General features: G+C 68.3%; 20 protein-coding genes. 13 read left to right on the top strand and 7 right to left on the bottom strand.

Annotated features, from left to right (window positions below):
* Positions 1-133 precede the first annotated feature (133 nt).
* Positions 134-1,303 carry an ADP-forming succinate--CoA ligase subunit beta gene (gene sucC, locus ACNJ7E_RS20260; protein ID WP_005238541.1) on the top strand — a complete coding sequence of 390 codons (1,170 nt, stop codon included), beginning with the start codon at positions 134-136 and terminating at the stop codon, positions 1,301-1,303.
* 15 nt (positions 1,304-1,318) lie between these two features.
* Entirely contained in the window at positions 1,319-2,221 is a 903-nt protein-coding gene (sucD, locus tag ACNJ7E_RS20255; protein ID WP_005238543.1) for a succinate--CoA ligase subunit alpha, read from the top strand.
* A gap of 60 nt (positions 2,222-2,281) precedes the next feature.
* On the opposite strand, the gene ACNJ7E_RS20250 is transcribed toward sucD, so the two are convergent.
* Positions 2,282-2,908 (bottom strand): IMPACT family protein, encoded by a 627-nt coding sequence (locus ACNJ7E_RS20250; protein WP_280784117.1) that lies wholly within the window; start codon positions 2,906-2,908, stop codon positions 2,282-2,284.
* A gap of 126 nt (positions 2,909-3,034) precedes the next feature.
* Between ACNJ7E_RS20250 and ACNJ7E_RS20245 the strand changes: the two genes are divergently transcribed.
* The 4 genes from ACNJ7E_RS20245 (at position 3,035) to purH (ending at position 8,027) form a co-directional block, all read left to right on the top strand.
* Positions 3,035-4,108: a DUF5336 domain-containing protein gene (locus tag ACNJ7E_RS20245; protein WP_418340828.1), complete on the top strand. Its 1,074-nt coding sequence runs from the start codon at positions 3,035-3,037 to the stop codon at positions 4,106-4,108.
* Positions 4,109-4,220: 112 nt separating this feature from the next.
* Positions 4,221-5,744, top strand: coding sequence for a cell division protein PerM (locus tag ACNJ7E_RS20240; RefSeq protein WP_418340861.1), 1,524 nt, complete (start codon positions 4,221-4,223; stop codon positions 5,742-5,744).
* 68 nt (positions 5,745-5,812) lie between these two features.
* Complete coding sequence (gene purN / locus ACNJ7E_RS20235; RefSeq protein WP_280784114.1) at positions 5,813-6,478, top strand: phosphoribosylglycinamide formyltransferase; 666 nt, start codon at positions 5,813-5,815, stop codon at positions 6,476-6,478.
* Positions 6,471-8,027: a bifunctional phosphoribosylaminoimidazolecarboxamide formyltransferase/IMP cyclohydrolase gene (purH, locus tag ACNJ7E_RS20230; protein ID WP_280784113.1), complete on the top strand. Its 1,557-nt coding sequence runs from the start codon at positions 6,471-6,473 to the stop codon at positions 8,025-8,027. The genes purN and purH overlap by 8 nt, the downstream gene beginning before the upstream one ends.
* Positions 8,028-8,082: 55 nt before the next feature.
* Here purH and ACNJ7E_RS20225 read toward each other — a convergent pair whose 3' ends face one another.
* Positions 8,083-8,316 carry a hypothetical protein gene (locus tag ACNJ7E_RS20225; RefSeq protein ID WP_005238564.1) on the bottom strand — a complete coding sequence of 78 codons (234 nt, stop codon included), beginning with the start codon at positions 8,314-8,316 and terminating at the stop codon, positions 8,083-8,085.
* A gap of 402 nt (positions 8,317-8,718) precedes the next feature.
* Between ACNJ7E_RS20225 and ACNJ7E_RS20220 the strand changes: the two genes are divergently transcribed.
* Positions 8,719-9,585, top strand: a complete 867-nt coding sequence (locus ACNJ7E_RS20220) for a DUF559 domain-containing protein (RefSeq protein WP_418340827.1) — start codon at positions 8,719-8,721, stop codon at positions 9,583-9,585.
* Positions 9,586-9,789: 204 nt separating this feature from the next.
* Entirely contained in the window at positions 9,790-10,881 is a 1,092-nt protein-coding gene (locus ACNJ7E_RS20215; protein ID WP_418340826.1) for an N-acetylmuramoyl-L-alanine amidase, read from the top strand.
* On the opposite strand, the gene ACNJ7E_RS20210 is transcribed toward ACNJ7E_RS20215, so the two are convergent.
* Together ACNJ7E_RS20210 and ACNJ7E_RS20205 are read right to left on the bottom strand one after the other, a co-directional pair.
* Positions 10,882-11,847: an alpha/beta hydrolase gene (locus tag ACNJ7E_RS20210; RefSeq protein ID WP_418340825.1), complete on the bottom strand. Its 966-nt coding sequence runs from the start codon at positions 11,845-11,847 to the stop codon at positions 10,882-10,884. It abuts the gene before it with no gap.
* Positions 11,848-11,864: 17 nt separating this feature from the next.
* Positions 11,865-12,437: a DUF4126 domain-containing protein gene (locus tag ACNJ7E_RS20205; RefSeq protein ID WP_418340824.1), complete on the bottom strand. Its 573-nt coding sequence runs from the start codon at positions 12,435-12,437 to the stop codon at positions 11,865-11,867.
* A 164-nt stretch (positions 12,438-12,601) separates the two neighbouring features.
* Between ACNJ7E_RS20205 and ACNJ7E_RS20200 the strand changes: the two genes are divergently transcribed.
* Complete coding sequence (locus ACNJ7E_RS20200) at positions 12,602-12,913, top strand: hypothetical protein (protein WP_280784108.1); 312 nt, start codon at positions 12,602-12,604, stop codon at positions 12,911-12,913.
* An 8-nt stretch (positions 12,914-12,921) separates the two neighbouring features.
* On the opposite strand, the gene ACNJ7E_RS20195 is transcribed toward ACNJ7E_RS20200, so the two are convergent.
* Positions 12,922-13,566, bottom strand: coding sequence for a winged helix-turn-helix transcriptional regulator (locus ACNJ7E_RS20195; RefSeq protein WP_280784107.1), 645 nt, complete (start codon positions 13,564-13,566; stop codon positions 12,922-12,924).
* A 136-nt stretch (positions 13,567-13,702) separates the two neighbouring features.
* Here ACNJ7E_RS20195 and ACNJ7E_RS20190 point away from each other — a divergent pair, with 136 nt between their 5' ends.
* The 4 genes from ACNJ7E_RS20190 to ACNJ7E_RS20175 all read left to right on the top strand — a co-directional run bounded on the left by ACNJ7E_RS20190 (position 13,703) and on the right by ACNJ7E_RS20175 (position 17,951).
* On the top strand, positions 13,703-14,116 hold the full coding sequence (locus ACNJ7E_RS20190; RefSeq protein WP_418340823.1) for a VOC family protein: 414 nt from the start codon (positions 13,703-13,705) through the stop codon (positions 14,114-14,116).
* The gene (locus ACNJ7E_RS20185) at positions 14,113-14,529 is read left to right on the top strand and encodes a DoxX family protein (RefSeq protein ID WP_280784105.1); all 417 of its coding nucleotides are present in this window, start codon (positions 14,113-14,115) and stop codon (positions 14,527-14,529) included. Before ACNJ7E_RS20190 ends, ACNJ7E_RS20185 begins: the two co-directional genes overlap by 4 nt.
* 63 nt (positions 14,530-14,592) lie before the next feature.
* On the top strand, positions 14,593-15,978 hold the full coding sequence (locus tag ACNJ7E_RS20180) for an ATP-binding protein (protein ID WP_005238585.1): 1,386 nt from the start codon (positions 14,593-14,595) through the stop codon (positions 15,976-15,978).
* On the top strand, positions 15,978-17,951 hold the full coding sequence (locus tag ACNJ7E_RS20175) for a vWA domain-containing protein (RefSeq protein WP_418340822.1): 1,974 nt from the start codon (positions 15,978-15,980) through the stop codon (positions 17,949-17,951). The genes ACNJ7E_RS20180 and ACNJ7E_RS20175 overlap by 1 nt, the downstream gene beginning before the upstream one ends.
* A 50-nt stretch (positions 17,952-18,001) precedes the next feature.
* Here the strand turns inward: ACNJ7E_RS20175 and ACNJ7E_RS20170 are convergent, their stop codons facing one another.
* Positions 18,002-19,024 (bottom strand): agmatine deiminase family protein, encoded by a 1,023-nt coding sequence (locus ACNJ7E_RS20170; protein WP_280784101.1) that lies wholly within the window; start codon positions 19,022-19,024, stop codon positions 18,002-18,004.
* Positions 19,024-20,004, bottom strand: coding sequence for a nitrilase-related carbon-nitrogen hydrolase (locus ACNJ7E_RS20165; protein ID WP_280784100.1), 981 nt, complete (start codon positions 20,002-20,004; stop codon positions 19,024-19,026). The genes ACNJ7E_RS20170 and ACNJ7E_RS20165 overlap by 1 nt, the downstream gene beginning before the upstream one ends.
* Positions 20,005-20,071: the final 67 nt, after the last annotated feature.

Here is a 20,071-nt window from a genome sequence, read left to right as displayed (position 1 = left end):
TACGTGAGATCGCGTGATGTGGACCACATAGCAGACACGCGGGCGCAGACCGGGCCCGGCAACTGGTTAAAGTCCAAAACAGACCCGCTCCTACCCCTCGAGCGGGTGTCAACGCAGACGAGACGGTGAGCAGATGGATCTCTTCGAATACCAGGCGAAGGAACTCTTCGCCAAGCACGAGGTGCCGACTTCGGCTGGGCGTGTTACCGACACGGTCGCCGGCGCACGCGAGATTGCCGAAGAAATCGGCAAGCCCGTGATGGTCAAGGCGCAGGTCAAGGTCGGAGGCCGCGGCAAGGCCGGTGGCGTCAAGTACTCCGCCGACGCCGATGCCGCCCAGGCCAACGCCGAGGCGATCCTGGGCCTCGACATCAAGGGTCATGTCGTCAAGAAGCTGCTGGTCGCAGAGGCGAGTGACATCGCCGAGGAGTACTACATCTCCTTCCTGCTCGACCGCACCAACCGCACCTACCTGGCCATGTGCTCGGTCGAGGGTGGCGTCGAGATCGAGGTCACCGCCGAGGAGAACCCCGACGCTCTCGCGAAGATCCCCGTGGACGCCGTCAAGGGTGTCGACCTCGCGTTCGCGCGCAGCATCGCCGAGGCAGGAAAGCTGCCCGCCGAGGTGCTCGACGCAGCGGCCGTGACGATCCAGAAGCTGTGGGAGGTCTTCATCAACGAAGACGCTCTCCTCGTCGAGGTCAACCCGCTCGTCCGCACGCCGGACGACCAGATCCTCGCGCTCGACGGCAAGGTCACGCTCGACGAGAACGCTGCGTTCCGTCAGCCCGGCCACGAGGCGTTCGAGGACAAGGACGCCACGGACCCGCTCGAGCTCAAGGCCAAGGAAAACGACCTCAACTACGTCAAGCTCGACGGTGAGGTCGGCATCATCGGTAACGGCGCCGGCCTGGTCATGTCGACCCTGGACGTCGTCGCCTACGCCGGTGAGAAGCACGGTGGCGTGAAGCCGGCCAACTTCCTCGACATCGGTGGCGGCGCCTCCGCAGAGGTCATGGCGAACGGCCTGGACGTCATCCTCAACGACGCGCAGGTCAAGAGCGTGTTCGTGAACGTTTTCGGTGGCATCACCGCGTGTGACGCGGTCGCCAACGGCATCGTCGGCGCCCTGAAGACGCTCGGTGACGAGGCCAACAAGCCGCTGGTCGTCCGCCTGGACGGCAACAACGTCGAAGAGGGTCGTCGTATCCTCGCCGAGGCCGCCCACCCGCTGGTCACGGTCGTCGGAACCATGGACGAGGCTGCCGACAAGGCTGCCGAGCTGGCCTTCGCCGCAAAGTAAAGGGACTCAAAAAACATGGCTATCTTCCTGACCAAGGACTCCAAGGTCATCGTCCAGGGCATCACCGGCGGCGAGGGCACCAAGCACACCGCGCTGATGCTCAAGGCCGGCACCCAGGTCGTCGGCGGTGTCAACGCCCGTAAGGCCGGCACCACCGTCACCCACGACGGCGGCGTCGAGCTGCCCGTCTTCGGCACCGTCGCCGAGGCCATCGAGAAGACCGGCGCGGACGTCTCCATTGCGTTCGTCCCCCCGGCATTCGCCAAGGACGCCATCGTCGAGGCCATCGACGCGGAGATCCCGCTGCTTGTGGTCATCACCGAGGGCATCCCGGTGCAGGACTCGGCGTACGCCTGGGCGTACAACGTGTCCAAGGGCAACAAGACCCGCATCATCGGACCGAACTGCCCCGGCATCATCACCCCCGGCGAGTCGCTGGTCGGCATCACCCCGGCCAACATCGCGGGCACCGGCCCGATCGGTCTCGTGTCCAAGTCCGGCACGCTGACCTACCAGATGATGTTCGAGCTGCGTGACTTCGGCTTCTCCACCGCCATCGGCATCGGCGGCGACCCGGTTATCGGCACCACCCACATCGACGCCATCGAGGCGTTCGAGAAGGACCCCGAGACCAAGGTCATCGTGATGATCGGTGAGATCGGTGGCGACGCCGAGGAGCGTGCCGCCGACTACATCAAGGCGAACGTCACGAAGCCGGTCGTCGGCTACGTCGCGGGCTTCACCGCTCCCGAGGGCAAGACCATGGGCCACGCAGGCGCCATCGTCTCCGGTTCCTCGGGCACCGCGCAGGCCAAGAAGGACGCCCTCGAGGCTGCCGGCGTGAAGGTCGGCAAGACGCCGTCCGAGACCGCTGCGCTCGCTCGCGAGATCCTGCAGAGCCTGACCGTCCAGGCCTAGGCGCTCCGCGCCCGTGCGCCTTTTTGGTAGCTCCCGCTACCAAAAAGGCGCACGGGCCGTTCAGGCATCGACCCACATCTCCCCGGCCGGATCGAGTGTCCCCGTCCCCGACGTGACGGCAGCGACCAGATCGGCCAGTTCCGCCGAGTCCCTCGCCGCGAGGGTGAGGACCGCGGATTCCCCGTAAGTCGTGTCCACCACGACGACGCCCCGCCCACGCAACTCCGACTCGACGCGTCCCGCCTCGGCGTGGCCGACGGCGAGGGTGTGCAGGTGGCGCAGTTCCCTTCGCACGAGCGGTGCGGCATCGACTGCCGTGGCCACCGCGCCCGAGTAGGCGCGCACCAGTCCGCCCGCCCCCAGCTTGATTCCCCCGAAATACCGTGTCACGACCACCGTGACGTCGACGAGATCACGGGCCTTGAGTACCTGCAGCATCGGTATGCCCGCGGTGCCACCGGGTTCGCCGTCGTCGCTCGCACGCTCGACCCGGTCGCTGGGCCCGTTTCCGATGATGTACGCCGAACAGTGATGTCGCGCATCGGGATACGCGCGCCGCTGATCCTGGACGAAAGCCTGCGCCGCCTCTGCGTCCTCGACGCGCCGCAGGGCGGCGATGAAACGTGAGTGCTTCACCTCCGTCTCGAGGGTGAGATCGGCGGTGCGAGGGGCGAGGGTGTACGGCACCGGACCATTGTCTCCTGCGCTGTTCCCGCCGCTGCGTGCCGCGAGTGACGGCAGTGACCGACGGGTATACGTAGGCTAGCGTCGGAAGAGCGCACGCAGACGACCACTTGTCGACTAGGAGAAGTCATGACGTTCACGCCCGGAGGACCGAGTTACGGTCCGCCCGCGCAACCGACTGCAGGGGGAGAACCGAAAGGCCTGGGCTTCTTCCTTCTGATCGGTGTCGCAGTTCTCGGTGTCCTCAACCTGCTGCTCGGGTTCGCCCCGTACGCCACCTTGGCGCGAGAGTCCGTGAACTCGTTCGAAGCGAACACGGACGGGCTCGGCCTGCTGTTCCTCGGTGGTCTTCTCGCGGCGGTCTCGCTCCTTCCGAAGCAGTCCTATGCGGGCGCGGCAGCGGCGGCCTCCGTCGCCGGCTGGGTAGTCGCGTTGTTCGTGTACCTCAATGTCGACGCGGATTCCGGTTGGGGCGCAATCCTGATACTCGTTCTCGGCTTCATCCAGTCGGCCGTGGCCGTCGCGGCCACCCTGTTCGACATCGGACTCCTCAAGCAGCCGGCACCCAAGCCGTCCGCAGCCGCGGGCTTCGGTCAGCCCGGTCAGGCGCCGCAGGGTTACGGCCAGGGCGCCCCGCAGGGCTACGGGCAGGGCAGCCCGCAGCAGTCGTACGGACAGCCGCCGCAGGGCTACGGCCAGAGCGCGCCGCAGGGTTACGGGCAGCAGAGCCAGTCGCAGCCCGGCTACGGGCAGCAGAACCAACCCGGTGGTTACGGCCAGCAGGGCTACGGCCAGCAGGGTCAGCCCTCGCAGGGCCAACCCGGCTACGGCCAGGGCTACGGGCAGCCCCAGCAGCCCGGTTACGGCGCCGGTGCGGGTGCCGGGTCTGCGTCGTACGACGCCCCGACCACCGCCTACCAGCAGCCGCAGTACCAGGGGTACTCGCAGCCGTCGAGCCCGTCGCAATCCACCGGAACGCCCAGCTCGCAATACCCGGCCGGGACCAGCTACGGTTCCGCGCAGCACGCGGCGCCTGCGTACGGCTCGCAGTCTGAGTCGTCCCCCGTCGAGCGCACGCTGGAGTACGGCGAGCAGCCGCCCACCGAGGCGAAGCCGGCCGAATCGGCGGACAAGCCCGAATCGGAGGGCTACAGCGCGCCGACCCAGGCGTTCGACACGCGTGCCGACAGGGACGACAAGTAGCGGCCCAACCAGCAAGGTGGCCTCTGACCGAACGTGGTCGGAGGCCACTTCTGTGCGGCGCGCCTGACCGCTGTCGCGGCGTCGGAGTGCCACTCTCGAGGGGATGAGTTCTTTGGTTGATCGTGCGCAGCGCGTCGCACAGGGTGCGCGACGGCGAGCCGTCGGTGACGAGGAGCGGCAAGTCCCGCGACAGCGACCCGTGCCCGACGCAGACGAGATGCGGGCGCTGCTCGCGGTCGCGTTCCGGCCGGCGGGCGTCACCGTCGTCCTGCTGTCCGCACTCATCGTCGTCACGCTGGTGGCGGCGAACAGCGATCTCACGGGAACGTTCGGTGCCATCGCGGCGTCGTGGCTGGCGATCCACCAGGTGCCGTTGACGATCGACGGCACGTCACTCGGAGTCCTCCCGTTGATCCCGACTGCGGGGATGGTGTGGGTGGTCGCCCGTGGATGCGCCGGCGTGGTGCACCCGGCGTCCTCGCGGCGGCATGCTCTGCAGGTGATCGGCGCTGCGGTGGCCGGACCGCTGGTCGTGACGGCCATCAGCCTCGCTGTCATCGCGGACGCGTCGGCGGTCATCCCGTTGTCTTCGCCGAACGCGCTCGCCGCGTTCGGATGGGTGCTGTTCGTGCACCTGCTCGCGTCGGCGATCGGTGTGACGGTCGTGATGTGGCCGACGCTGGGTGCGCAGGTTCCGTCGTGGGTCCGGGACGCGGTACGGCCGGGACTGCGCGCGTTGGCGGCGATTCTCGGTGCCGGCGCGGTCATGGTCACGATCTCGCTGCTGATGGAGTGGTCGACGGTCGGCTCGCTGCTCGAACGCGGCGACGGCGTCGTCGGAATGCTCGGACTGACGATCCTGTCGGTGCTGTACCTGCCGAACGTCGTGGTGGGTGCCGCGGCCGCGGTGATGGGCGGGACTGCGCAGATCGGGGACGTCTCGGTCAGCGTGTTCGGGAACGTCGGTGGTTCACTGCCGCCCTTGCCGCTGCTCGGCGCCGTCCCAGACGGGGTGTCGGGTGGCGCGTGGCCTGCGTTGCTGGTGATTCCCCTGCTGATCGGTGTGATGCTCGGACGCGACTGCGGACGCCGCGTCGCCGGGCAGGAAGCGCTGTTCACCGTGCTGACCGCCGCCGCGGGGGTGGGCGCGGTGACGGCGGTACTCGGCCTCGTGTCCGGCGGCAGGCTCGGCGCATTCGGAACGGTCGAGCTGAACTGGTGGGCGTTCGGGCTGCTCACGTTCGCGTGGCTCGGGCTCGCGGGCGCGGTGACGGCGGTGGTCGTGGCCTGGCATCGGAGCCGGGGCGCCGTGGACGAGGACGACGCCGACACCGAGGACGAGGAGCCGCACCTTCCCGGCGCGGAGGAGGTTCCGGCGATCGCCGCCCCGATCACCGAGGAGCCGGTGGTCGCCGAAGACGTCGCGCCGAGTCGGGTGATCGAAGCCGAACTCGTCGACGACACCGAAGCGCCGGCAGCGCCGGTTGCACCGCAGGACACCGACTCCGACGCCGAGGTCGTGGTGGATGTCGAGGTCGAGGAAGACCCGGCGACGGAGGAACCCGAGGGGTCCGGAGACGCCGGCGAGAGCCCGGAAGCCGACCTGCCCCGAGGGCCCGCAACCCCCAGCGACTAGGCTCTTGGTCGGTCGACGATGCGACCGCCCCCATTTTCGCCCGTCGTTCGATTCACCCGGCCTTTCGATTGTTCAGGAGTAGAGCGCTGACTTCCTCGCGTGACCACCTGAGGCCCACGACCGGTTCGCCGGCGCGGATCGTCGTACTCGCCTCCGGTGCGGGAACCCTCCTGAGGTCGCTGATCGACGCAACACACACGGACGGGTATCCCGCCGAGATCGTCGCCGTCGGCGTCGACCGCGACTGTGACGCGACCACCCACGCGAACGCGGCGGACATTCCCCACTTCCGGGTGAGCCTGCGCGACCACGCAGACCGTGCCGCCTGGGACCTCGCGCTGACCGAGGCCGTCGCGTCGCACCAGCCGTCGCTCGTCGTGTCGGCGGGGTTCATGAAGATCCTCGGCCCCGCCTTCCTGGACCGTTTCGGCGGTCGCATCATCAACACGCATCCCGCGTTGCTGCCCGCATTCCCCGGCGCGCACGCGGTCCCCGATGCGCTGGCCTACGGCGTGAAGGTGTCGGGATCGACCGTCCACCTCGTGGACGCGGGTGTCGACACCGGCCCGATCCTGGCGCAGGAACCCGTGCCGGTGCTCGACGGCGACGACGAGTCGACCCTGCACGAGCGCATCAAGACTGTGGAGCGACGGTTGTTGGCGGACGTCATCGCCGCTGTCGCCACCCGTGGAGTTGTTTCCGATGGACGAAAGGCCGTGATCCCCAGTGAGTGAACGCAAGGCAGTACGCCGAGCGCTCGTCAGCGTCTACGACAAGACCGGTCTGGTCGAACTGGCTACGGGCCTGCACAAGGCAGGCGTCGAGCTGGTGTCGACAGGGTCGACCGCAGCGAAGATCGCCGACGCCGGCATCCCGGTCACCCCCGTCGAGGCGCTGACGGGCTTCCCCGAATGCCTCGAGGGCCGGGTCAAGACGCTGCATCCGCGGGTGCACGCCGGCGTCCTCGCCGACACCCGGAAGCCGGAGCACCTCGCGCAGCTCGAGGAACTCGGCATCGAGGCGTTCCAGCTGGTGGTCGTGAACCTGTATCCGTTCACGCAGACCGTCGCATCGGGGGCGACCCCCGACGAGTGCGTCGAGCAGATCGACATCGGCGGGCCGTCCATGGTGCGTGCCGCCGCGAAGAACCACCCGTCCGTCGCGGTCGTGGTGGATCCCGCCCGCTACGACGACGTGCTCACCGCGGTCGCCGACGGCGGTTTCACGCTGCCCGAGCGCACCGCGCTCGCCGCGCAGGCGTTCCAGCACACCGCGTCGTACGACGTCGCGGTCGCCAGCTGGATGACGTCCACACTGGTTGAACCGGGTGACTCGCAGTTCCCCGAGTGGGCAGGCGCCACCTGGGACCGCTCGGCGGTCCTGCGGTACGGCGAGAACCCGCACCAGGCGGCCGCCCTCTACGTGAACCCCGCCGCCCCGGCCGGTCTGGCCCAGGCGGAGCAGTTGCACGGCAAGGAAATGTCGTACAACAACTACACCGACGGTGACGCCGCCTGGCGTGCGGCGTTCGACTTCAGCGAACCGGCTGTCGCGATCATCAAGCACGCGAACCCGTGTGGCATCGCGGTCGGAGCCGACATCGCCGAGGCGCACCGCAAGGCGCACGCCTGCGACCCGGTCAGCGCGTACGGCGGAGTCATCGCCGCGAACCGCGAGATCACCGTCGAGATGGCCGAGCAGGTCGCCGAGATCTTCACCGAGGTGATCATCGCCCCCTCCTATGCGGACGGTGCGCTCGGAGTCTTGCAGCGCAAGAAGAACATTCGCGTCCTCCTTGCCCAGGCACCCACTGCGACGGGAATCGAACTGCGTCCCGTGTCCGGGGGAGCGCTCCTCCAGGAGCGCGACGTGCTCGACGCCGAGGGTGACGACCCCGCCAACTGGACGCTGGCCGTCGGCGACGCCGCCGACGAACAGACCCTGAAGGATCTCGAGTTCGCATGGCGCGCGTGCCGTTCGGTGAAATCCAACGCGATCCTGCTCGCCTCCGACGGTGCGTCGGTCGGCGTCGGCATGGGCCAGGTCAACCGCGTCGACTCCGCGCACCTCGCGGTGCAGCGGGCCGGTGACCGGGTGGTCGGGTCGGTGGGCGCGTCGGACGCGTTCTTCCCGTTCCCCGACGGACTGCAGGTGCTCGCGAACGCCGGCGTCAAGGCAGTCGTGCAGCCGGGTGGTTCCGTCCGCGACAACGAGGTGATCGATGCGGCCAAGGAGGCCGGCATCACCATGTACCTGACGGGTGCGCGGCACTTCGCGCACTAGCGTTCGGCAACTCTCGAACGGGTCTCGGCATCATGCCGGGGCCCGTTCTGCGTCGTCAGGCGGCTGCGGCCCCGTGTGCTCGGCCCGTGCCCTGGAGTTCGCGAGGCGAACCGGTGATGACCACGCGGGCGGCGCCGCGGCTGCGGACCTCGCTGATCAGCTCACCCAGACCGGCCTCGTGGGCGGCATCGCAGTGCGACAGGTCGAGGGTGACGGCGTAACCGGTGAGGTCGTCCGGCAGATCGAGATACGGGGGAGAAGTGGACAGTTGGTTGATACGAAGTTTCATGGGGTGCTCCTGAAAGTGAAAGGTAAAAGAAAAGGCACCCGAGGGGTTTGCCCTGGGTGCCCGAGAATGACTTGGTTGAGTCTCAACATTCTCGGGGTGCGCCGAACTTGGTGATGTGCTTGTCGGCGAAGCAGCGACGCCATGCGGGTACGGACGCGAAGAGCGCGTGAAGCTGCATCATGGCCGTACCTTTCTGCGTGTCGTTGCTGGTTGGTAGATGACCGTACATCACCGGTTGAGGGTTTGCACTTCCATTATCCAGCGGCTGCGCAGAAATACAGGGTTGTACTCGATGTTTACCCACAGTTCTGCGGAGTGACGCTTCTGTGGATGGCGACGTGCGTTATCCACAGACCCGGAATTCGCGACGTATGTCGAGTGCCGGACTGTCAGGGTTCGACGATGGGGGAATTCCAGCAACCGTTCCGAGGATCCGAAGCGCTGCGGGACGGGCAGCTCACGCGGCACGGTTTACGTACCTACCGGCGCCTGCACCGGGACGTGTACGTGCACAGAAGTGCCGAACTGACAGCGCTCTCACGTGCACGTGCCGCCTGGTTGTGGGCCGACGGCGAAGCGGTACTCGCGGGCTTCTCCGCGGCCGCCGTACACGGAACCCGGTGGATCGGCGTAGGCGAGTCGGCGACGCTCATCCGGCGAGGCAGCCGCCGATCCGTCGACGGCATCGAGGTGCGCGCGGATGCCCTCCTGCCGGACGAAGTGTGTCGCGTGGGCGAGATGCTCGTCACCACTCCGGCGCGGACAGCCTTCGACCTGGGCCGGTGGCTGCCCGTTGATCGCGCCGTCGAGGTCCTCGACTCCCTCTGCCACGACACCGGACTGCGCCCGGCGGAGATTTCCTCGGTGGCCGGACGGCATCGGGGCGAACGTGGACTCGCGTCGCTGCGTGACGTCGTGTCGCTCGTGGATCCCGGTGCCGAATCCCCACCGGCGACCCGCACTCGCCTCGTCCTGATCCGTGGAGGGCTGCCCGCACCGGAGACTCAGATACCGGTCGAGGATCGCCGCGGCCGCGTCTTCGCCCGTGCGGACCTGGGCTGGAGGAGGTGGAAGGTGCTCGTCGAGTACGACGGCGAACATCACTGGTCGGACGAACGTCAGCGCACGTGGGACGTCGAGCGGATGGAACGGCTCGCCGAGCTCGGGTGGGTGGTGGTGCGGGTGAACGCGGAGCAGTTGCGTCGGCGGCCGCAGGTGATCGTCGCGCGAGTGCGGGACCGAGTGCGGCAGGCGGGTGCTCCGGTGTGAGTGCGCAGAACCGCAGGCCTCCTCTCGGCGTTTGCCGGCGGAACTGCGCATTCGGTCCCACACTTTGGTCACAGGTTGCTTTCGATACGGCCTCGAGCTGCCCGCACGCACGGTGCAGCTGATTCACTCGGGGCTGATGTGACTCGAGTGGCACCTGTGGAAGGAGAGTGGCGCCCGGACTGCGACGGTGCGCCCATCCCCGTTATGAACCGATTTGCGATCAAGGCCGGTCTCGGCGCCTGCGTCCTGGGTGCGTCCGTGCTCATCCCTGCCCAGGTTTCGGCGGAACCCGCGGCGACGGCGACCGGCACCGAACTGTCCGGGATGACGGTGTTCCTCGACCCGGGACATCAGGGTTCCAGCGAGGGCCACGACCTCGCGCAGCAGGTGAACGACGGCCGAGGCAATACCAAGGACTGCCAGACGAGCGGCATGACGTCGCTCGGCGGGGTGCCCGAGCACACCATCAACTGGAACGTCTCCCAGCTGGTGAAGAGCAGCCTCGAGAGTCTCGGCGCGAAGGTCGTCCTGAGTCGGCAGGACGACACCGGCTGGGGCGGATGCGTCGACGAAAGAGCGCGTGCGGCAAGCGAATCGAATGCCGACGTCGCGGTGAGCATTCACGCGGACTCGACGGCGCAGGGCGAGGACGCGAGCAAGCACGGGTTCCACATGATCATCCCGTCGCTGCCCATCCCCGACGAGAAGGCGGACGCGGCGCAGTCCGGCGGCGGGCTCGAGGCGTCGACGATGATGCGCGACGCCTACAAGTCCGACGGATTCGTTCCCGCCAACTACGCAGGCGTGAACGACGGCCTCCAGACCCGCGCCGATGTGGCCGGACCGGCGCTGACTCAGATTCCGCTGGTGTTCGTCGAGATGGGCAACGGATCCAACAAGGAGGACTCCGCCCAGCTGGAGAGCACTGACGGCCAGTTGAAGCACGCGATCACCATCACGACGGGCGTCGTCACCTACCTGCTGACGGGGTCGGAGGCGGCGCCGGCCGAGGAGCTGGCCGCAGCGCCGGCGGCGACCACGGCACCGGAGGCAGGCGAGGACAGCGCGTCGTCGACCACCACCACGACGCCGAAGGCGACCACCCCGAAGGCGGCACCGAAGTCGACGGCACCGGAGTCTGCGGAGTTCTCCGAGTTGATGGAGATGCTGGCGCCGCTGCTCGAGGTCGAGGGCCTCGACGGGCTCGAGGATCTCGTCAACGACAAGAACCTGGGGCTCGTGTCCGATCTGGCGAGCACACTGATGGCCGTGATCACCGGGGCTGGCGGGAACTGATCACAGAGTAGCGATCCACCTGCTGAACGGTTCGGTGAACTCCGCCGAGTAGGGGAGCGGTTCCACGTAATCCGGTCCGGTGGACGGACGGTCGCCGACGTCCTTGAGGACGTGATTGGCGTTCGTCATCCGAACCGGTGTCAGCGCGGTGTGCGCGAGCGCGTCGTTCAGGCCGTCGACGTCCGCGGGCTGTACCTGGATGTCCTTGGCGGAGCAACTGGTGAGGACGGGGAACCCGGCGGGCAGCCGGCCGGCCAGCGCGCGGGGGTCGAGGGCGTCCTCCTCCGCGAGGGCCTTCGCGTTGGCATGGACCAGCCCGGCGTTCTGCAACGGTTCCGGAAGGTCGTCGGGGATCGTGCCCGACGTGCGCAGGGATTCGATGGTGTCCGCGAGCGCGAGCCGGAGTTCGTCGGCCAGTTCCACCGGCAGCTGGCCGGTGCCGACGACGGCGTCGAGCTGGCCGTGGATCTGCGTGGTGAGCAGGTCGAGGAGCCGGACACTCAGCGGTTCGAGCAGTCCGACGGCGCGCACCCGCGACTCGTCTTCCGCGGTGGCGAGCGCGAGGGCGACGAGTCCGCCGTCGCTGTGACCGATGACGATCAGCTTCGATGGGTCGACCCCGGGTTGGGCGGCCAGGAAGTCGAGGCCCGCGGACGCGGCGTCGACGAAGGTGGTGAATCCGAGACCCCCGACTTCTTCCACCTCGTAAGGGCCGAGGGCGGTCTCGCCGCTGCCGATCTTGTCGTAGCGCAGGCTGGGGATTCCGTGCTGTTCGAGCACGTCGGCGAGGTGGCGGAGCGTTCCGATGTCACCGGGGAGCAGGGCGCTGTCGCCGTTGCGGTCGGTGGGGCCGCTGCCGGCGAGCAGCAGCGCGGCGGGCGCCGACCCCTTCGCGTGGTCGGGGGTGCGCAGGCTGCCGTAGTACGTGACGGCACCGCTGTCGAACGTGATCTCGGTGTCAGGCATGGGGACTGTCTACCAGTTCACGTCGCGCGCAGTCGCCGCACCCGCTGCACCCCTCGCCACGCGAACCACAGCAGGAACGCGAGTAGCGGGATGACGAGCAGCGGAAGCAGCAGGGCGATCAGGGATGTGACGAACGAGACCACGTCTTCGATCACCGACACCACGGGATTGGCGAGTCCGCCGGTGGAGGCCGTGCTCACCGCCCGGGTCCCGGTCTGCGCGGTGCTGAACGCCAGAGCGGTGGGCGCGCCGATGACGATTCCGGCGATCGCGGCGGTCGACGGGTCCACGTCCGCGAAGGCCGCCCAGGTCGCGATGACACCCGCCACGGGACCGGTGACGTTGCCGATCACGGACAGCACGTTGTCGACGAACGGGATCAGATCGGCGGTCAGTTCCACCACTGTCGCGATCGACAGCGCCACCAGTGCCCCGGTCGAACCGAGCCACTGCATCGACTCGTTCAGGGTGATCCCGAGCACCTCGAAGTGCACCGCGGCGCTGAGCATCAGCAACGGCAGGAACGTGCGCAGTCCCGACGCGGCGGCGAGGCCGAGGCCGAGCAGTCCGGGCAGAACCCAGGTCTCCATGCACGGAGTGTAGAAGCTCGGCGATCACGGCAGGCGGGCATCGCGGCCGAGATCTCAGAGAAGCATCACAGAACTCACACAATCGGCGATTAGCGTCTGCATCACCAGTTGTTCCAACGGATTACGTCCGAGAACAGCCCCCGATTCCAGGAAGGTGCCGCACCATGAACGTCGTACAGCTGACCACCGGTGATGTCGTCGCCGCCATGTTCTCCCTCGACTTCGTCGACGGCGGATTCCGCCCGGAGGCCGTCGAGCGGATTCACCGGGGAGCGATCGACGAGTGGGTGTCCGCGCTCACCGGGTCGGGTCTGTTCTCGAACCGCGCGGTCGCGGACGTGGTCCGGGCCTGGCGCCACGATCCGCGGGTCCTGCTCGATTCCCTTCTGGCGGAGGCAGATCCGGTGACACTCGAGCGCTACCGCTGCGCCTGGTGCGAGTTGGACGCCGCGTCCGCGTACGGTGCCGCCGCGTAGGCGGACCCTCAGGGGATGCTGAAGACGTCGGCGAACGTGGCGAGCAGCGCCGGGTCGCCGGTGACGGACACGCTGCCGAGAGCGATGGCGTCCTCCGGGGTGATCTCGCGCGCCATTAGTGCCTTCACCGCTGGCCCGGTCTCGATCACGAGGTCGGGCCGCTCGGCTGCGCCCTCCACGACCTCGAGTGCGCCGCGGTCGATGCGGGCGGACAGCACGATCGGCCCGAGCCGCAATTCGTAGGTGAGGGTGACGTCCCGTGCGGCGTCGGGGTGGAACGTCGATCGCAGCGCCATCACCATCGAGTCGACGGTCACGGCATCGTCCGGGTCGGGTTCGCCGAGAGTGCGGGCGCCCCACCGGCCCAGCGACTTCACGGCGTCCTCCAGGGCGTTGCCGTAGTCGGTCAGTTCGTAGACCACCGCGTTCGACGGCCGGGGCAGCGCGCGGCGAGCGATCACGTCGGCGTCTTCGAGTTCCTTCAGGCGCGCCGACAGGATGTTGGACGGGATGCCCGGCAAACCCTGCTTGAGATCCGTATATCGCCTGGGTCCGACCAGGAGATCTCGGACGATGAGCAGTGCCCAGCGTTGTCCCACGATGTCCAGGGCATGCGCGAGTCCGCAGTACTGCCCATAAGCCTGCCGTGCCATGGTTTCAACTATAGACCGAAGTTGCCTATTGACATCATTAGGTTTCTTTTTGCAACATTGGTACGTGATCTGCTCCACAAGGTCGCACGGTTCGTCACCCGAAAACACTCGGCTCCACCGACGGAAAGAGAATTCGATGTCGACCATGATCTTCGTGAACCTCCCCGTGAAGGACCTCGGCAAGTCGACGGCCTTCTACGAGGCGCTCGGCTACCGGAAGAACCCCCAGTTCTCGGACGAGAACGCGTCGTCGATCGTCGTCAGCGAGCAGATCCACGTCATGCTCCTGACGGAGAAGTTCTTCTCCACCTTCACCAAGAAGGCCGTCGCGGACGCCACCACGACCACCGAATCCATCATCTGCATCTCCGCGGACAGCCGGGAGGCCGTCGACGCGCTGGCCGACAAGGCGCTCGCGTCGGGCGGATCCTTCTCCAACGATCCGATGGACGAGGGATTCATGTACGGCCGCAGCTTCCAGGACCCGGACGGTCACCTCTGGGAGGTCGTGTGGATGGATGTCGATGCAGCGCAGGGGCAGGAGTCGTGAGCACCGCGACCACACCCGTGACGGCGGAGTCGGGATCCGCGCGCACGGTGGGCTGGGTCCTCAGCGGACTCGTCGGCGCCTTCCTCCTGTTCGACGCGGTCGGCAAGCTCCTGAAGATCGGACCGGTGGAGGACTCGGCCGCCGAACTGGGACTGCCGATGCACATCATCGTGCCGATCGGAGTGGTGCTGCTCCTCTGCACGGTGCTCTATCTGGTGCCGCGGACCGCCCCGCTCGGTGCGGTGCTGCTGACCGGCTATCTCGGTGGGGCGGTGCTCACCAACTGGCGCGTCGAGAAGCCGTTGTTCAGCACGGTGCTGTTCGCGGTGTACGTCGGAATCGCGGTCTGGGCGGGTCTGTACCTGCGCGACCGCAAGGTCCGCGAACTGCTCCCGCTGCGCCGCGAGGACTGACCCGGGCGGATCGGCGCGCGTTAACCGCGTGCCGATTCGCTCGAACCCTCGTAGCGTGGAGTGGTGACGTCATCGGAACACAGACCTTCCACCGTCGGCGAGCTCCGCGAGTCGGGCCACATTCAACGCACCGTCAAGGAAGAGATCCGCGAGAATCTGCTCGCGGCCCTACGCGACGGTCGTGATCCGTGGCCCGGCATCGTCGGTTTCGAGGAGACGGTGGAACCACAGCTCGAACGGGCTCTCATCGCCGGTCACGACGTGGTATTGCTCGGCGAACGTGGTCAGGGCAAGACCCGCCTCCTCCGCACCCTCAATCTGCTCCTCGACGAATGGACCCCGGTGATCGCCGGTTCCGAACTCGGGGAGCATCCCTATGAGCCCATCACCCCGGCGTCGATCCGCCGGGCGCAGGAACTGGGCGACAGCCTCCCCGTCGCATGGCGGCACCGCAGCGAGCGGTATTCGGAGAAACTCGCGACCCCCGACACGTCGGTGGCGGACCTCGTCGGCGACGTGGATCCGGTCAAGGTGGCGGAGGGCCGGAGTCTCGGGGACCCGGAAACCATTCACTTCGGGCTGGTTCCCCGCGCGCACCGGGGCATCGTCGCCATCAACGAACTGCCCGACCTCGCCGAACGCATCCAGGTGTCGCTGCTCAACGTCATGGAGGAACGCGACATCCAGGTCCGCGGGTACACCCTCCGGCTCCCGCTGGACGTCCTGATGGTGGCCAGCGCGAACCCGGAGGACTACACGAACCGCGGTCGCATCATCACCCCGCTGAAGGACCGGTTCGGTGCCGAGATCCGCACGCACTACCCGACCCGGCTCGACGACGAGGTCGCGGTCATCCTGCAGGAAGCGCATCTCACCGCGGAGGTGCCCGAGTACCTCCTCGAGATCCTGGCCCGGTTCACCCGTCTGCTCCGCGAGTCGACGTCGGTCGATCAGCGGTCGGGTGTGTCCGCCCGCTTCGCGGTGGCAGGCGCCGAAACCGTCAGTGCCGCCGCGGTGCATCGCGGCGCCGTGCTCGGTGAAGCCGACCCGGTCGCGCGGCCGGTCGACCTCGAGACCGTCGTCGACGTCCTGCGGGGCAAGGTGGAATTCGAATCCGGTGAGGAAGGGCGCGAAATCGAGGTCCTCGAGCACCTGCTCCGGCGGGCGACGGCCGACACCGTCCGCACCCGGCTGGGCGGCATCGACCTGGCGGAACTCGTGGACGCGGTCGAACAGGGCGACCCGGTGGTGACCGGTGAACGGATCACGGCGAAGGCGCTGCTGAACGAGCTGCCCGAACTCGAGGTCCTCGACGAGCTGGCCGAGCGTCTGGGCGCGGAGTCCGACGGTGAGCGGGCCGCGGCCGCCGAGTTCGCCCTCGAAGGGCTGTACCTGGCGCGGCGGATCTCGAAGAACCCGGACATCAACGGGCAGACGGTGTATTCGTAATGTCCCGCAAGGCGGAGCGCGGACCGCACAACGCGCGGTACGGGCCGTACGAGGGCGGTGATCCGCTGGCGCCGCCGGTGGACCTGCGCGAGGCCCTGGCCGCGATCGGCGACGACGTGTTCGCGGGCACGTCGCCGCGGCAGGCGCTGCGCGAGATGCTCCGGCGCGGCAACAAGGACATGCGCGGCCTGGACGAGCTTGCGGCCGAGGCCAATCGGCGTCGCCGTGAGCTGCTGAAGCGGAACAACCTGAACGGCACACTCGAGGAGGTCCGGGAACTCCTCGACCGCGCGGTGCTCGAGGAACGCAAGACGCTGGCCCGCGCGCTCGACGACGACGCCCGCTTCTCGGAGATGCGCCTCGAGGAACTGTCGTCGTCCACCGCGCAGGCCGTGCAGGAACTCGCCGACTACGACTGGCGCAGTTCGGAAGCACGCGAGGACTACGAGAAGATCCGGGACCTCCTGGGCCGCGAAATGCTGGACCAGCGGTTCGCCGGCATGAAACAGGCCCTCGAGGGTGCCACGGAAGAGGACCGCGAACGCATCCGCGAGATGCTCGCCGACCTCAACGACCTGCTGGACAAGCACTCCCGTGGCGAGGACACGCAGGAACAGTTCGACGAGTTCATGGACAAGCACGGGGAGTACTTCCCCGAGAACCCGCAGAACGTCGAGGAACTGCTCGACTCACTGGCGCAGCGGGCGGCGGCGGCGCAGCGCCTGCGGAACTCGCTGTCGCAGGAGCAGCGCGACGAACTGGATGCGCTGGCGCAGCAGGCGTTCGGCGATCCGTCGCTGATCGGACAGCTGGACCGCCTCGACCAGCATCTGCAGGCCGCGCGCCCCGGCGAGGACTGGCAGGGCGCGCAGCGGTTCCGCGGCGACGACGGCATGGGCCTGGGCGAGGGCACCGGGGCGTTGCAGGACATCGCGGAACTCGAGTCGCTCGCCGAGCAACTGTCGCAGCAGTACGCGGGCGCACAACTCGACGACATCGACGCGGACGCTCTGGCCCGGCAACTCGGCGACGAGGCGGCGGCCGATGCCCAGACCCTCGCCGAACTCGAGAAGGCCCTGCGCGATCAGGGCTTCTTCGACCGCGGGGCGGACGGCCAGTGGCGGCTGTCGCCCAAGGCGATGCGGCAACTCGGCCAGACCGCTCTGCGGGACGTGGCGCAGCAACTGTCTTCGCGTGGCGGGCAACGGGAGACGCGCCGCGCCGGGGCGATGGGGGAGCCGACCGGCGCGTCCCGCGAATGGGCGTTCGGCGACACCGAGCCGTGGGACGTCACGCGCACGATCACCAACGCCGTGCTGCGGGCGGCGTCCGATCCGGTCGAGCGCGGTCGCGTCCCCGTCCGGTTGTCCGTGGCGGACGTCGAGGTGATGGAGACCGAACAGCGGTCGCAGGCGGCGGTCGCGCTGCTCGTCGACACGTCGTTCTCGATGGTGATGGAGGGCCGGTGGGTGCCGATGAAACGCACCGCCCTCGCCCTGAACCACTTGGTGAGCACCCGATTCCGCAGCGACGAACTGCAACTCATCTCGTTCGGCAGGCACGCGCAGGTGCTGACGCCCTCGGAACTGGCCGGCCTGGACGGCGCCTGGGACCAGGGCACCAACCTGCACCACGCGCTGCTGCTGGCGGCCCGGCATCTGCGCCGGCACCCCAACGCCCAGCCGGTGGTCCTGATCGTCACCGACGGTGAGCCGACGGCCCACCTCGAGCCGGACGGTTTCGCCTACTTCGACTACCCGCCGAGCGCCCGGACCCTCGGTCTGACGGTCCGGGAACTCGACACCCTCGCCCGGCTCGGTGCCCACGTCACGTTCTTCCGGCTCGGTGAGGATCCCGGCCTCGCGCGGGTGGTGGACCGGATGGCCGAGCGGGTCGGCGGACGCGTCGTGGCGCCCGGGCTGGACGGTCTCGGCGCCGCCGTCGTCAGCGACTACATGCGTCGCAGGCGCTAGCCCGTGAGTACTTGTTAACCGCGGGCGGTTAACAAGTACTCACGGGTGCGTCAGCGCACGGCGGGCTGATGCTGGGTGATGCAGTGGATTCCGCCGCCGCGCGCGAAGAGCGGGCGGGCGTCGACCGTCACGACCGTGCGGCCGGGGTAGGCGGCCGACAGGATCGCGACCGCTTCCTCGTCCGCGGGATCGTCGAAGCTGCACGCGATGATGCCGCCGTTGACGACGAAATGGTTGATGTAGCTGTAGTCGACGAAACCCTCCTCGTCGCGCAGGACTGTCGGCGCGGGGACGGTGATGATCTCCCACGACTCACCGCGGGCGTCGGTGGTCTGCTTCAGCACGTCGATGACGGCCTTGCTGACCTCGAAGTCGGGGTGTTCGGGGTTGCGCTGGTCGTGCACCAGGACGACGCCCGGTGACGGGATGGCGGCGACGATGTCGACGTGCCCGCGCGTGCCGTACGTGTCCTGGTCCCGGGTCAGTCCGCGCGGCAGCCAGATGACCTTCGTGGCACCGATCGTCCGGGCGAGCTCGGCCTCGATGTCGGCTTTCGACAGTTCGGGGTTGCGGCCGGGGTCGAGTTGCACGGTCTCGGTCACCAGCACGGTGCCGAGGCCGTCGACCTGGATGCCGCCGCCCTCGTTGACGATGGGCGAGTCGACGAGTTCCGCCGCGGACCGCTCGACGACCAGTGCGCCGATCTTCGAGTCCTTGTCCCACTGGGCCCAGTCCTGGCCGCCCCAGCCGTTGAAGATCCAGTCGACGCCGCCGAGGCGTCCGTCCTCGGACAGCACGAACGTGGGTCCGATGTCGCGCATCCAGGCGTCGTTCAGCGGCGCCTCGACGATGTCGATGTCGGCGGACAGGTATTCCTTGGCTGCGGACACCTGTCCGGGGTCGACGACGACGGTGACGGGCTCGAACCGGGCCACGGCGTGCGCCACCTCGGCCCACGTGGTGCGGGCCTCGTGGTGTTCCTCGGCGGTGTCGCCCAGGGAGTAGCCCTCACTGGGGTAGGCCATCCAGGTGCGTTCGTGCAGTTCGCCTTCCGCGGGCATGCGCCAGGTCATCAGGCCCTCCCGAACGGGGAGGCGTGATCGACCGGCTCGGTGAGGACGCCGTACGTGTCGGGGCGGCGGGTGGCCAGGAACGGGAACAGGGCCAGCCAGTCCTCGCGCTGCTGGAGGTCGAGGTCGGCGACCAGGACCGCGGATTCGTCGCGCGGGGCCTGCGCGAGGATCCGGCCATAGGGGTCGGAGATGAACGACGAGCCGTAGAACGTGATGAGGCCTTCGCTGCCGTGGCGATTGGGCACCACCATGAAGGTGCCGTTCGCGATGCCGTTGCCGACGATCACCTGCTGCCACAGCGGCTGGGTGTCGAACTGCGGGTGGTCGGGCTCCGAGCCGATCGCGGTGGGGTATACCAGGATCTCGGCGCCGCCGAGCGAGTACGCGCGGGCGACCTCGGGGAACCACTCGTCCCAGCACGTCGGCAGTCCGAGCTTCGCCCCGCCGAGTGCCTCGGCGGTGTGGACGGGGTACGGATCGGTTGCGGGACCGCCGCGGAAGTAGGTGTCCTCGTAGTAGCCGGCGGTGACGGGGATGTGCAGCTTGCGGGTGCGCGCGAGCAGTTCACCGGAGGGGGCGACGAGGATGGCCGTGTTGAACCCGAGTCCGTCCTCGTATTGCACGCCGTCCTCGGTGTCGTTCCGCTCGTACAGCGAGGCGTGGACGAGGACGCCGTGTTCGGCGGCGGCCTTGGCGGCGAACGTGAACGTGGGGCCGGTGAGGAGGTCCTCGGCGGTACGTCCCGGGTTGTCGCCACCCGGCGTCGACGCGGGGTAGCGGCTCAGTGTGAGTTCGGGGAGGAACACCACGCGCGCCCCGAGTTTCGCTGCCGCGGCGATGCCCTCGTCGAGTTCGGCCCGCAGATCCTGATCGTTCTCGTGCCAGCGGTGCTGGACGAGACCGACACGGAGCGGGGTGCGTCCCGTCTCGCGCGTCCTCGACAGGGACTCGGGAGGGGTGAGGGCGGTAATCGTCAACATTGTGTTTCCTCGGATGTTCGGTTCGGCGAGCGCCTAAAACGAATTGGATTCGTTAAGTATGGTGGGT

The organism is Rhodococcus mengyinensis (genome assembly GCF_048381435.1).
Lineage (GTDB): Bacteria > Actinomycetota > Actinomycetes > Mycobacteriales > Mycobacteriaceae > Rhodococcus_F > Rhodococcus_F opacus_D.
The sequence above is the reverse complement of the archived record's forward strand: the minus strand, read 5'-3'. Positions and strand labels throughout refer to the sequence as shown.

Excerpts from the sequence above, each read along its gene's own strand:
- ACNJ7E_RS20200 (WP_280784108.1), top strand. The coding sequence starts at position 12,602 with ATGAACGTCGTACAGCTGACCACCGGTGATGTCGTCGCCGCCATGTTC.
- ACNJ7E_RS20245 (WP_418340828.1), top strand. The coding sequence starts at position 3,035 with ATGACGTTCACGCCCGGAGGACCGAGTTACGGTCCGCCCGCGCAACCG.
- ACNJ7E_RS20220 (WP_418340827.1), top strand. The coding sequence starts at position 8,719 with ATGGGGGAATTCCAGCAACCGTTCCGAGGATCCGAAGCGCTGCGGGAC.
- ACNJ7E_RS20170 (WP_280784101.1), bottom strand. The coding sequence starts at position 19,024 with ATGACCTGGCGCATGCCCGCGGAAGGCGAACTGCACGAACGCACCTGG.
- ACNJ7E_RS20225 (WP_005238564.1), bottom strand. The coding sequence starts at position 8,316 with ATGAAACTTCGTATCAACCAACTGTCCACTTCTCCCCCGTATCTCGAT.
- sucC (WP_005238541.1), top strand. The coding sequence starts at position 134 with ATGGATCTCTTCGAATACCAGGCGAAGGAACTCTTCGCCAAGCACGAG.
- ACNJ7E_RS20165 (WP_280784100.1), bottom strand. The coding sequence starts at position 20,004 with ATGTTGACGATTACCGCCCTCACCCCTCCCGAGTCCCTGTCGAGGACG.
- ACNJ7E_RS20210 (WP_418340825.1), bottom strand. The coding sequence starts at position 11,847 with ATGCCTGACACCGAGATCACGTTCGACAGCGGTGCCGTCACGTACTAC.
- ACNJ7E_RS20205 (WP_418340824.1), bottom strand. The coding sequence starts at position 12,437 with ATGGAGACCTGGGTTCTGCCCGGACTGCTCGGCCTCGGCCTCGCCGCC.
- ACNJ7E_RS20215 (WP_418340826.1), top strand. The coding sequence starts at position 9,790 with ATGAACCGATTTGCGATCAAGGCCGGTCTCGGCGCCTGCGTCCTGGGT.
- ACNJ7E_RS20175 (WP_418340822.1), top strand. The coding sequence starts at position 15,978 with ATGTCCCGCAAGGCGGAGCGCGGACCGCACAACGCGCGGTACGGGCCG.
- ACNJ7E_RS20195 (WP_280784107.1), bottom strand. The coding sequence starts at position 13,566 with ATGGCACGGCAGGCTTATGGGCAGTACTGCGGACTCGCGCATGCCCTG.
- sucD (WP_005238543.1), top strand. The coding sequence starts at position 1,319 with ATGGCTATCTTCCTGACCAAGGACTCCAAGGTCATCGTCCAGGGCATC.
- ACNJ7E_RS20190 (WP_418340823.1), top strand. The coding sequence starts at position 13,703 with ATGTCGACCATGATCTTCGTGAACCTCCCCGTGAAGGACCTCGGCAAG.